Genomic DNA, 12,332 nt, shown 5'->3' with positions numbered 1-12,332 from the left:
CCGACACGACAATTCTAACATGACAGGATAGAATCTGCCGAACGTTCGTGGGACGCCGATGGCAACATGCCCGATAATAATACCGTCGAGCGGACCATCCGACCGATTGCACTGAACCGGAAGAACGCGCTATTTGCGGGCCACGATGCTGGAGCAGAGAACTGGGCGGCAATCGCATCGCTCATCGAGACCTGTAAGCTCAATTCGGTCGATCCGTTGGCCTACTTGACCAGCACACTCGCCGCCATCGTGAATGGTCACAGGCAGAGCCGGATCGATGAGTTGCTGCCTTGGTGCTACCGTGATCAGTCATGTACTCCGAAGACTGTAGTCGGGTAAGCTCTAATCTCTTGCGGGACATATACGATTGCGATAGCCGGGAAGAATGACAATCAATTCAAAATCCAGTGTGATCCGCATCAAAGCTCTCGGCCTACATTGGCGAGGACCCAAGCTCCTGGCATTCGAGGTTTATGATCACGAAGGGCGACTAAAAGGCGTTCGTCCGCTAGGCGGTGGCGTCGAGTTTGGCGAGTCGGCAAAAGATGCAGTTATCAGGGAGTTCAAAGAAGAAATCGACACTGATGTTTCCGTTCTCGCAGGTCCAATGGTGCTTGAGAATGTCTTCGTCCACGAGGGCGAACAACGCCACGAAATCCTATTCATTTTTGATCTCGCTTTTCCCGAAGGAGCGTTTGAAGGCCAAGAACGAATTAGATTTCAGGAGGACGATGGTACCTTAATGGTCGCAGCTTGGTATGATCCGCAAGAGCTCGATGTCGAAGGAAAGCCAGAGCTTTATCCAAAAGGCCTTAAATCTCATCTCATCAGTCGATGATGCTGCGGGCGTGGCACTAACACTTCCGTCGTGGCCGCAGGCTTCGAAAACGGCACACGCTACGTTCTCAAGGTGCGATGGTAACGCCGCTTACATCACACCCTATGCAACTGAAACTATTAGAGGATCTGTGGCAATCTAGGATACGGGTTCGCTCGATCCGTACCTTCGGGTTACACATTAGTAGTCCTGTCGAGGGAGGTCTTATTCAATGATTTTATCCCATTTGGGTCAGAGGTCTTAATCGGCGAGACGATGCGCGTTGCGAAGAGGGCGAGCGGCACAACAAGCGCAGCGACGGTAGAGGTAGTGAAGTACAGCCACCATGCAGCATTCGATAAACTATTCAAATTCACTACGTCCGACACGCCGTTGAAATTCACGACCAATCCGGCAACCGCAGCGCCCAAAGCGCTAGCGAACTGTTGAATAATGGGGATAGACGCCGAGGTTAAATCCTCTTCACGAGGCAGTGCGCGAGATAACACCGCACTTTGCAGATGTGGCCAACAAACACCTATCCCTAAACCCAATCCGGACAAGCAAACTACTATCGCGACCGTTTCGTTTCGGTCGACGGCGACCCTGGGCACAGGAAGAAAAATTGAAAGCCCTACAAACGACAGAAAAACAACGATGGGCCCAACGAGGACGGCAATTCGGGCTTTTCGTCCGGTAAGTCCCGCGGAGCAGATCGCTCCCAACATCCATCCAAAAGCGATGGTCGACACCATATAGCCAGCCCAAAGCGGTTGCTGTTTTTTTAAGAGCTGCAAGAAGTACGGTACATAAATTTCACTCGCTTGGCAGGCGCTGATTAAGATCATCATGAGGTACAAAATGAATAACGGTGAGTGCATTGAGAATGCACCCGTGGGAAGGAGTTTTGCCAAGGAATAATTCTCGCGCCACACAATCACTGCCGCGGATATAAATCCGAGAAGAAGAAAGGCCCCTGCAATGAGAATATTCAATTCTGCGGCGGTGCCAGCCAACGAAAGCAACATGATCGACGCCGAAAGAAGAACAATCTGAAGCAATGGTGGCGGCGAGTCTTTCGAACCAGCAAACTCCTCAGGCAGTACTGACCATGCAATGAAAAAGAGAGAACACGCGGCAGGCAGAAGTATCCAGAAAGAGAGCCGCCATAATTCTGCGGCAGCCATGACTCCGCCGATTGCGGGTCCCAATAAAGTCGCCCCCCCCCACACCACCGACATCAAAGCCAATGCTCTCGGCCATAAACTTTCTATAAATAACGCCCTGACCATAGAATAGGATATGGCGACAAGAATGCCTGCGCCGAACCCTTGAACAAAACGCCCTAAGAGCATGCTCTCCATGTGCAGCGCAGTACCACAGAGAAGGCTGCCGATGGCGAATGATGCCGCTCCGATTGCATAAACCTGACGAGGCCCCAAGCCCGCCGGATGGTGGGCAACAAACACCGATGCGAGTATCGAGGCCACTATGTAGAGAGTAGTGTTCCAAGCGAGAAGATCAACACCACCAATATCTTTTACGATTGAGGGCATCAAAGTCGATCCAACAAAAATGTTGATCGCGTGCAAAGCTATTCCGCCACCCAAGACCACTATCTTAGAAAAATTACCGCCTAAAAACAGCGACTTCCATTCCGCAAGAACACTCATTTAGATCCCTATCGAAACAGCGGTTATTCTGGGCTATATACCTCAATTGTCCATCCATCGGGATCTTGGAAATAAAGAGCAACACGAGACGTTCCTGGCATCTCATAGATAGTTGCCTCGGGATTGTTTCCCCTTACAAGGGTGACTCCATTGTTGCTCAAATGCTCCCCCCAAAGCAGTACTCCCTGACGGTCAGTCCGAATTCCAAAGTGGATCCTCTCATCAGGTTTTCCTTGGTAATCGACCGCTTCCTCCAAGAAAAAATCGAAACCGCGGAAAGACGCGGCGATCTTCCTAGGGCCCAGATGGTTCACATACGAGAAGCCCAAAACTTCGCTGTAAAACGCCCATGAAATGTCCAAGTTATTCACCAGGATGTTGAGATGTTTTATCTCGCTGACTTTTATTATTTCCAGCGTTGGACTAGACGCCATGATGATCTCCTTCAAACAGTAGTTTCTCGACTGCTCTGTTGACGGTCAGAATGGGTGATAAGCGATACGTTTTATCTGTGATCGAGAACCTGTCACTGATCATTCGGCCGCCATTAACTGATTATAGGGCACATCTAGTCTCACATTCACCGAAACGGTTTCGTCGCAAATGGTCACACCATAGACTCTTCCGTCGTAGCAACTCGCCACGAAGCTGCTTGTTACATCCGTCGAAATCGATGAGATACCGCTGGTGCTTGGGCGCACGACATTGAGCCACGTATTAGTCTCGAGGTTATACACTGCGATGCGTCCGCCGTAGTCTCCCGTGGCGATGTACGTTTCATTGGAAGCGACACATTTCGAAGAGTTTCGATGGGGTGTTTTTATTTCCTCTATCTCGCTCCGCCGCCAAAGCCGTAAGGTTAGGTCCCTGCTCACGCTGCAAAATACGCCTGGCGCAACGACGGCACATCCGTTTGCGATCTGGCGGTGTTTTCCGATCCAAGTCTCAATGACTGAAAACGAGCCAACGGAGGCGACGGCCGCGTTGCGATTAGCGCTAACTGCAAAGATCACTTCGCCATCTGTCGCCACGCCCTTGATCGCATTTTCATGCATCTTGATCGACGTCACGACTTCAACCTTGCCGTCGATCTCACGAATGATAACCACTTCGCCGGTGTAAGTTCCGATTGCGGCATGCGGAATATCATCGCGCAGAAACGCACATGCACAGTTTAGCGGAGAGTGGTGTTGATAAACGACTTCTCCCGTCATCGCATTGTGAATACTCCCCATCTGGCCGCCGGTCACGAGAGTGCTGCCGAAGCGCGTAAAAAAATTGCAAAGACCGTTCATATCGGCAACAAACGCGTTGTCTTTCCTTACAATGCCAGCGTCGCCGACCGTATACAACGCATCTCCAACTGGCAAAACCGCGTTCACGCTCTTGCTCGCTTCATAGTCAATATCGTCCCAGGTACCGTTTCGAATATTGTAGACTGCATAGGTCGAGCCGAACGTGGCAAAAGCGATCTTCTCTTTACCCACGAAGGAGCAAGACCGAGGCCAGATTATATTTGGCAATGCAGCCTCGGCGAGTTTGACGATCGCTTCCGCATTGACTTGCCAGATCTTCATCTTCCGATCATAACTGAGACTGACTAGTTGCCGCGACACCGGAGAATAAACAAGTCGTTTGATGCCGGCTTCATGTGCAGTCACACTCGAAATTGCTGTCTCTCCGCGCAGGATCGATATACGGCCTTCATCATCTCCCGCAAAAATAAGTCCCTCGGGGGTTATCGCTACCGTATCGGTTTCGATCCCGTCAAAGTTGCTGACGGAGAGTTGCGAACCATCGCCGGCTGTCCACTGGCGAACGGATCCGTCGTCGCTGCTCGAAACAATCTCGGTACCTGAAGGCATCCACGCGACCGAGATCACATCAGCAGTATGTCCGAGGCAAGTTGCCAGATGATTGCCGTCAATGTCGAAAATGCGGATCGAATGATCTCGTGAGCAGGTTGCGACACGTTTTCCGTCAGGGGAAAACGCCACCATCTCGACGTCATCTGTATGACCCGAAAGGACAGCTCGCAACCGCATTGATGGGACGTCCCAAATGCGTGCTGTATAATCGCTACTAGCACTGGCGAGCAGATCGCCAACGGGAGAGAATACGCACATGTTAGCTAGATGGTCGTGATTGACCCTGGCCAAGGCTTGATGCGACCTCGCATCCCAGAGGATCAACTGATTGTCGTACCCCGCGCTGGCGACGTACATATCCTGGAAGCTGGCAACGCCGCTGATTGGCGCGATGTGTTTCATGATACTGTTCTCCTCGTTTGTGGAACAAACTCAATGTTATGGCCTGCGAAAGCGACTTTGCTTTCGAGGTATCGACGATTGAACTCATTGAGGTGAACGCCTGTTGGCAAAGCCTTCACAACGGCGATCCCGGCCTCTCGGATTTCTCTTACTTTGAGAGGGTTATTGGTGATGAGGTGGATCGCGCCAAGTCCGAGAGCCAGAAGCATCGCACCGGCGGCTTCAAAGGAGCGGGGATCGGCGGCATGCCCGAGACGCACATTCGCCTCGAAGGTATCCAATCCTTCGTCCTGGAGTTTGTAGGCATCAAGTTTGGCGTTCAAACCGATCCCGCGTCCCTCCTGGCGCAGATAGATTATATATCCACCACATTCGGTCATGCGCTCAATCGCCTCGTTCAATTGAGGGCCGCAGTCGCATCGCAAAGACTGAAAAACGTCTCCCGTGACACACTCGGAGTGCACCCGAACGAGAGGCAGGCCCTCAATCAGATGCGGGTTCACGCAAAGGGCAAAATGTTCCTTGCCATCGAGGAATCCATCGAAGGTGATGAATTCCGCGATTGCTTCTTTGATTCCCAGCGGGATTGTCACGCGCTGGCGAACAGCAATCTTATGTGATGCCATTTTCTCAGAACCTCCCGGATTTTGATTCAATGACGCAAAAAATCGACCGAGGTGTACTCAGCTGAAATCTAGTAGTTTTTACTTAAGCATTTGTTTTTATACGATTTTATTTCGTAAACGCTTAACTCAAACTTGTCTTTGGCGCAATTGTTAAAGTACGATGCGCCTGACAATTCCAGCGAGCAGACAGATGGGTGACACGCAATACATGACAGCGCTAACTCTCGTCAGCACCGGTTTGGGGGCGTTCTCCCAACCCGTGTGTCGGATACGTATCGTCTTGGACGGCAAAATCGTCGGCCGCGACATTACAAGTCCGATCGAAGGACCGCATGCCTAAAAGATGCATTTCGAGAGGCTGGAGCGACTGCGAAGGGCGCGACCGCCTACAATAGGACCCTGTATTGGTGGTGACGAACGTCTGATGCTCGCACCTTTGGGAGCCGATGATGTTTGCCCGACGTCGGTTCTCGAACTCATCAATTCGGCAGCGTCAGGTCCGGATTGCTCTGAGCGATACCTTACAGAGAGCGGAAAGGACGTTTTCAAAGTGCCTGGACTGCAGGCGAGATCGAACGCGAGACGTTGGCCATCAGGGAGGAGATCAGATGGATAAAAGTATGCCCGGCGTCAGCCGCTACATCGGAGATGCCGCCGATATCAATGCTATGTCGGATCGGGAAGCGCTTGGTACTGCGGAAGGCTTTCGTTCATGTCGTTTTGACTCGATCAAGGGTAATATCTTCGCTTTGAAGGGCAGCGGCAACGAAGAACTCGCGGCCGTGGTGGAATCGACGTGGGCATCACTGGCCGATCGTCTGGCTGCAGGGATTTTGCTGGGGTTGATGGGAGACCATCGTCTGGCTGCAACGGCTCCTTGCATGGTTGAAGTGCCGCGGGCGCAGGTCAAGATTGGAACCTCACCCATTGAGGTAGGTGCGATTTGTGCGCGACATCCCGATCTGGGATTGAAAGAAGAGTGGTTGATCAAAGAGACACCGTCGTTTGAGATCAATCTCGAGGCTTTCAGAATCGGCAAATATCCGGTCACCAACATCGAATATCGCCGCTTCCTGGTCGAAAACCCCAGGGAAACGCCACCTACATCCTGGCCGTTTGGTTATTTTCCCTTAGAAAGGAGCAACCATCCCGTCTATTCAGTTAGGCCGGAAGCAGCCGACCGATATTGCAGATGGCTGTCCGAAAAAACCGGTCGCCTCTTCAGGCTCCCGACCGAATTCGAATGGGAGTACGCCGCCGCCGGCTCAACTGGTCTTGAATACCCATGGGGCGACGAATTCGACCCCGAAGCTGCCAACACCCTTGAACTCGGTCTCTTTCGATCCGTGGCCGTTGGTTCTTTTGCAAAAGGCGCGTCTCCTTTCGGTGTTTTTGATATGGCGGGGACGGTCGAAGAATATGTCAGTGATTGTTATATGCCTTATCCCGGTGGCGAGTTCGTCCGTGACGATCTCGTCTCGTTTCTGGGCGATAAGTATCGGGTCGCGAGGGGCGGATCATTTACGCGGTTTCGAGACATGGCCCGTTGTCGACGCCGACATGGCGGCCCGCTTGACCGTGCGTTTTACGTAATGGGTTTTCGGCTGGCAGAAACGATCACATCATGACGTCGTGGAGGCCAACCCAAAATTGTTAACACAACTAACATTGACCTCTTTATGCAATCGTGATCCATTTATCTCGCAAAGGTTGAATATCAGGCGGGAGGCCTGCTATGTTCGATAGAAATCCACCGGCTTTCGAGACGCTAGAAGATGCCAGACGTTACCTCAGGTCCTTTGTGGGCACTGCCGGCATAACCAACCTGGCGTACCTCGCAATCTCGCTTCCTTTTGCGGACGACGCCGCTCCACTCGCCATAGCTACCTACTCGGCCGAATGGGCGAGTCATTATCTCGGCAGGGAATATTTCCGAATTGATCCTGCAATCGTACAAGGCCTGACCGGCATTCTCCCATTCGATTGGAGTTCACGACCATACACAGGGGCCGCAATAAAGCGATTTTTTGGAGAGGCAAAGGAATTTGGGGTTAGCCACCAAGGCCTCTCCTTTCCCATTCGCGGCGCCTACGGCGAAAAGGCAATGTTTTCGATCAATAGCGATCTCTCTTCCCGCGACTGGGAACGATTCAAATCCCTGAGATTTGGCGAAATCGCCATGTTTGCTTACTTTTTTCACCTTGAGGTTCTGGCCTTGTGCGGTGCAATTGAGATTCAAGTGCCTCAGTTATCAAAGCGCGAAACGGATGTTTTGAAGTGGGCCTCAGAAGGCAAGTCCGCTTGGGAAAGCGCAAAGATCATGGGCTTGACCGAGAACACGGCAAACTTCTATCTCCGAAATGCGATCTCAAAACTATCCTCGTCCAACAAAACTCAGGCGGTTGCTGTTGCGGTGCGCCGAGGCATCCTATGACGTCAATACTCAACTAATCGAGTATTTATCAACACAACCTGCACGAATATGTTGCGGCCGTCTTGGAGGAGCGGTTTGATGATAATTTTCGATTATGCCGACCAGCTCGCGCAAACAAACAAGGAATTGCTTGATCAGCTCTATCGACTTCGAGCGCGGTCGTTTCTCGACAGGAGAGGTTGGTCTGTCGTCGTCAAAGCCGGAAAAGAAATTGACCACTTTGACAAGCTCAATCCGCTTTACGTTCTGTCGGTGAGCAGGCAGGGCCAACTTCTCGCATCGCTCCGGCTCCTCCCCACAACAGGTCCTCACATGCTCTCGGACGTTTTTCCCGAGACAATGAGCGGAACACCGCTCATTCGCCATCCGTTGATCTGGGAAAGCTCCCGATTTTGTGTCGACACCAAAGCCGTCACTGACCACACTGACCACGGACTAAACTATGCCACCGGCGAGCTGTTGACAGGCTTGTTTGAAATTGCGCTTGGTGCGGGTGTTCTGAACATCGTGTCGGTCTATGATTTGCTCCTTGAGCGGATTCTCCGCAGGGCGGGATGTCGGTTCGATCGCTTGGGATCGCCTTACGAGTACGACGGCTTGCCTACCGTTGCTGGCGTCTTTGACGTGTCTGCCGACTCGATCCGTTCCATTCGGGAGAGATCAGGGATTCGAGGCGATGTCTTCGAAGATTGTTCAAATCCGCCCAAAATCCAGCGGAGAGCTTGAAGAGATGGAACCAGCACCCACTGATATGTCTTCAATGAGTGTTGCAAACGAGCTTGCGACCCTCACCAAAAGAGAAAAAGACGTGCTTCGGCTGATCGTACAGGGGCGGTCTGCCAAGGAAGCAGCTGTGGATCTCGCGGTCAGTAAGAGAACCATTGAGGTCCATCGATACAATGCGATGAAGAAGCTTCGCGCCAAAAATGCAGCGCAGATTGCGTTTCGGTATGCCTCTCAGCTTTTGGCAAGCAACTGAGGCATGTCTCGCTGTTGAGCCGACGCATGCGTCACTCCAACGAACTATGAAAGCAGCGGATCTGGCGCGAGCGTGCCCTGACCGCTGATCCTACTTGGCACCTGGCATGCCTGCTGATCGCCAAGCCCGGATTCCTCGACTGCTTGCAGGACTTGGTCCGAGTGTGTGCAGTGATCGGCATAACCCAAACAAACAGGAACGACGAGGAAGAAAATGAGCGACGCAATTCCAGAAATGACGGTAGGCTCCATTTTCAGGATGGGCGACCAGTTTCATGATTCAGCGCTTCTACATTTTGCCGTCGCCGAACGGCTTTTCGATGACCTTGTTGATCAGACCAGCGCTGCCGAACTTGCAGCACGCCGCGGTTGGTTGCCGGAGAAAAGCGAAATCGTCCTCAACGCGTTGACCGCTTTGGGGTTGCTTCGCAAGGCTGGTGAGAGGTTCCAGAATACGCTCTCGTCTGACTCATTCCTGCGCTCCACATCCACAGAGTTCGTTGGTCCCATTATCGATCATCAACGGCTACAATGGTCCCTTTGGTCAATGATAGGGCAGTCTCTTGTCACTCAGCATTCCACCGTGCATCAGCAGGAGAATCGGCTGGCCAGTGACAGCAAGGCCAACGCTGCATTCAATCAGGCGATGATACGGCTCGCAAAGGATAACATTTCCCAGTTGTTGGAGAGCGGCCTGTTTGCAGGTGCCGGACGAGTACTCGATATATGCGGTGGACATGGTGCCTATCTAGCGGAAATAGCCAAACAATACCCGAACGTTACCGGCGAGGTCTGGGATCTGGCGACGACAAGAGAAGTTGCAGAGCAACAGTTCCGCTCGGGTGCCCTGGAGTCTCGCCTCAGTTTCCGCGAAATTGACATACGCAAAACTGATTGGCGGACGGATGAGCAGTGTGATCTGTGCATGCTAAACGACTGCTTGCACTATTTCACCTACGCCGAAATCCAGGTGATCATTAAGGGCGTGGTCTCGCTACTCCGCCCAGGCGGCAAACTTATCATTCTGACGATGACGCTTGATCCCACCGGGACGGCGCCTCCCAGTGCAGCAGGCTTTTCACTTCACATGATGCTGAATACGCGTCACGGCAAACTTCATCCCACTGATTCAATTGTTGAGCTGCTGCGTGGGGCAGGCCTGCAAACGACCGCAACGACGATCGGGGCGCTGGCTCGCTACACGATGATCGTCGGCGAAAAAAATAGCTAACCATCAGGAGGCGCCGATGGAGAAAGTTGCGATCGTTGTGTGCGCAATCGACGGAATGGAAAGCATGGAGACCGGTGTCGGTGTCGTCGTCAACTCATTCATTGAACACTTCTCGGAGGCGGCCGAAGCAGAAGTGTCGGGCACTCAAGTTTCGGTCTCTCTGCATTGTTTTTTTCCTAAAATGCTCGAAGGGGCAACTGGGCTGCGTGAGGACCTATTGGCAATAACAAAGCGGAAATGCGCCGCGACAGGCGGAGACATCGTCTGCCTCCCAACGTTGTCGGACGCTCGCGAGTGGACCAGCATGTGGTTCGGCACTTCGATGAACTCCGTTCTTCAGCAATGGTCTTTCTTGAGCCGCGAAGCAGCAAAGAAGTTGGATGAGCTTTGCGAGCGATACGATCGAGTGGTCGCGGTCCTTCACGACACGCCGTTTGCGGCGACGATGAGATATTTGAAATCTCCTGAACGCCTCTCCTGTGTTTGGGTCCCACACAGCCTGGGCTCGATATTTGACATAGATACGGACAGGTACGAATTCGAAAGGCACGCCATACAAATACACACTTCGCTGCACGGTCGGGTGGGGTACGTCAGCGAGTTTTTCCAAACAGTACTTCGCGAGCAATATGGCGTGTCTCCGGTCGACATGTTGGCCTTCGAACACGTGCTCGACGTGAATTCCTCGCGCTATCAGAAAAAATTCGGCAGCCGATCAGATTTTATCGACCTACTGCCGACAGCTAGTCCGCTCATATTCTCTTGGGGGCGCTGCAAGCCACAAAAGGGATTCGATCTCATTCTCGAGGCAGCTGCAACATTCCTCACCGATCCGGACTTTGATGAGTACCACCTAGCACTCCTGATGCCGGACGCTACGACCGAGCCAGACTATCTCAATCGTGTCAAGGCGTTGGCGGACGTGCTACCGAAAGAGCGGGTCACGATCGGGTGGGAATTTGATCCGGACGCGCCCTATGCTGTCCTGTCAAGCCGTAACCTTAGGTATGTCATTCTGGCTTCGAGATTTGAGGCATTTGGAATCGTTGCGTGTGAGGCAAAAGTCTTCTGCGCCAACAAAGTGAGAATCCTCTTCAGTCCTATCGAACCGTTCATAAGAACGTTCGACGGAACGAAGAATTCCGTTGTGCTCCGCAATCTGTCTGCCGGCGCAATTCTCGACGCCCTCCGGGCGGGAAGCGAAAGTGCCACAGCACTAGCACACGACACAGAGGACTACTTAACCAGACAGCGAGAAATAATCGGCGCGCTTCTTCGTCCTGGCACAGTCACCACAAGATCCATCTGAACTGAATGGGAGAGCAGAATGCGCATGGATGATCGTTTTGAAGCGTCCGTTATCGTTCCGACCTATAACAGGGCGCAGTTATTGGACTGGACATTGCAGAGCCTTGAGAGGCAAGTGACTCGTCACGCATTTGAAGTCATCGTCGTCGATGACGGGTCATCCGACGACACACGAGCGATCGTGGCGCGACACACCGGTGCGCTTTGTTTACAATATCATTTTCAGGAGGATATCGGCTTTCGCCTTGCGGAGGCGCGCAATACCGGGATCATCGCTGCCAACGGAGACATCTGCATATTCACTGACGCCGGCGTCCTGCCATCCTCACGTTTCGTTGATGAGCACGTCAATTGTCACAACGAGGACCTTCGGTCCGATGTTGCAGTCGTCGGCTACACCTATGGCTTCCGCGGACAGATGGAGGACTATGCCGATTTCGAGCATCTCGTTGATCCCGATGATGTTACCGCGACCATCCTGCGGTTGGAAACAGTGAGATCAGGTCACGATATCCGGGACGAGAAATTCTACGCAATTTATGGAGAGGATCTTGCAATACAGCCTGCACCCTGGGTCGCTTTTTGGGGCTGCAATATTTCCGCAAAACGTTCCGCCCTCATGAAAGTTGGAATGTTTGATCCCAACTACAGAGCCTGGGGTTTTGAAGATCTTGACTTGGGCTATCGTCTTTTTGTTGCCGGAAACCGGTTTTGCTTCCGCCGAGCGGCAACAGCGGTCCATTACCCGCAAGAAAAGGACAATGAACAGTCCGACCGATCGGATGTTGAAAATAAGAAATATTTTCATCGCAAGTTTAGGAACAGGGAATCGAGTCTGATCTCGATGACACCCTATAACCTTCGGCTCAACGGCATGATGCTTGCAGGAATGTATCCGCAGGTCTTCAATGAAACCTTTCTTGAGGCCGCTGGATGGTGAGCACCAAAGTGGCTGTTAAGCCGGGTGCCATCAATGCCTGAGTTTTGACTGCGTT

12 protein-coding genes and 1 pseudogene are annotated in these 12,332 nt (G+C 52.3%); 9 read left to right on the top strand and 4 right to left on the bottom strand.

Features of this window, described 5'->3' with window-relative positions:
• Positions 1-72: 72 nt before the first annotated feature.
• Both ACZ5A6_RS23950 and ACZ5A6_RS23945 read left to right on the top strand, forming a co-directional pair.
• Positions 73-339 (top strand): annotated as a pseudogene (locus ACZ5A6_RS23950) (transposase domain-containing protein); the annotation flags it as partial.
• Between the two features lie 46 nt (positions 340-385).
• The gene (locus ACZ5A6_RS23945; RefSeq protein ID WP_112403189.1) at positions 386-838 is read left to right on the top strand and encodes an NUDIX hydrolase; all 453 of its coding nucleotides are present in this window, start codon (positions 386-388) and stop codon (positions 836-838) included.
• Positions 839-1,011: 173 nt separating this feature from the next.
• On the opposite strand, the gene ACZ5A6_RS23940 is transcribed toward ACZ5A6_RS23945, so the two are convergent.
• The 4 genes from ACZ5A6_RS23940 to ribA form a co-directional block, all read right to left on the bottom strand.
• Entirely contained in the window at positions 1,012-2,490 is a 1,479-nt protein-coding gene (locus ACZ5A6_RS23940) for an MFS transporter (protein WP_078053776.1), read from the bottom strand.
• Positions 2,491-2,513: 23 nt separating this feature from the next.
• Entirely contained in the window at positions 2,514-2,924 is a 411-nt protein-coding gene (locus ACZ5A6_RS23935; RefSeq protein ID WP_143240753.1) for a VOC family protein, read from the bottom strand.
• Between the two features lie 99 nt (positions 2,925-3,023).
• Positions 3,024-4,760: a WD40 repeat domain-containing protein gene (locus tag ACZ5A6_RS23930; protein ID WP_078053778.1), complete on the bottom strand. Its 1,737-nt coding sequence runs from the start codon at positions 4,758-4,760 to the stop codon at positions 3,024-3,026.
• Positions 4,757-5,386: a GTP cyclohydrolase II RibA gene (gene ribA, locus ACZ5A6_RS23925; RefSeq protein WP_078053779.1), complete on the bottom strand. Its 630-nt coding sequence runs from the start codon at positions 5,384-5,386 to the stop codon at positions 4,757-4,759. Before ribA ends, ACZ5A6_RS23930 begins: the two co-directional genes overlap by 4 nt.
• 608 nt (positions 5,387-5,994) lie before the next feature.
• Here ribA and ACZ5A6_RS23920 point away from each other — a divergent pair.
• The 7 genes from ACZ5A6_RS23920 (at position 5,995) to ACZ5A6_RS23890 (ending at position 12,277) form a co-directional block, all read left to right on the top strand.
• Positions 5,995-7,014, top strand: a complete 1,020-nt coding sequence (locus ACZ5A6_RS23920) for a formylglycine-generating enzyme family protein (protein WP_198939199.1) — start codon at positions 5,995-5,997, stop codon at positions 7,012-7,014.
• A gap of 107 nt (positions 7,015-7,121) precedes the next feature.
• A complete protein-coding gene (locus tag ACZ5A6_RS23915; protein ID WP_078053780.1) occupies positions 7,122-7,820 on the top strand; it encodes a LuxR family transcriptional regulator in 699 nt (232 codons plus the stop codon).
• A gap of 78 nt (positions 7,821-7,898) precedes the next feature.
• The gene (locus ACZ5A6_RS23910) at positions 7,899-8,546 is read left to right on the top strand and encodes an acyl-homoserine-lactone synthase (protein ID WP_078053781.1); all 648 of its coding nucleotides are present in this window, start codon (positions 7,899-7,901) and stop codon (positions 8,544-8,546) included.
• Positions 8,547-8,550: 4 nt separating this feature from the next.
• Complete coding sequence (locus tag ACZ5A6_RS23905; protein ID WP_158080274.1) at positions 8,551-8,799, top strand: LuxR C-terminal-related transcriptional regulator; 249 nt, start codon at positions 8,551-8,553, stop codon at positions 8,797-8,799.
• Positions 8,800-9,012: 213 nt separating this feature from the next.
• On the top strand, positions 9,013-10,029 hold the full coding sequence (locus ACZ5A6_RS23900; protein WP_078053783.1) for a methyltransferase: 1,017 nt from the start codon (positions 9,013-9,015) through the stop codon (positions 10,027-10,029).
• Between the two features lie 16 nt (positions 10,030-10,045).
• Positions 10,046-11,338: a glycosyltransferase gene (locus ACZ5A6_RS23895; protein ID WP_112403191.1), complete on the top strand. Its 1,293-nt coding sequence runs from the start codon at positions 10,046-10,048 to the stop codon at positions 11,336-11,338.
• Between the two features lie 18 nt (positions 11,339-11,356).
• The gene (locus ACZ5A6_RS23890) at positions 11,357-12,277 is read left to right on the top strand and encodes a glycosyltransferase (RefSeq protein WP_078053785.1); all 921 of its coding nucleotides are present in this window, start codon (positions 11,357-11,359) and stop codon (positions 12,275-12,277) included.
• Positions 12,278-12,332 lie beyond the last annotated feature (55 nt).

It is taken from the genome of Agrobacterium sp. 6Ca8 (assembly GCF_055382765.1).
Note: the sequence above shows the minus strand (reverse complement) of the source record. Positions and strands in the feature narration are given on the sequence as shown.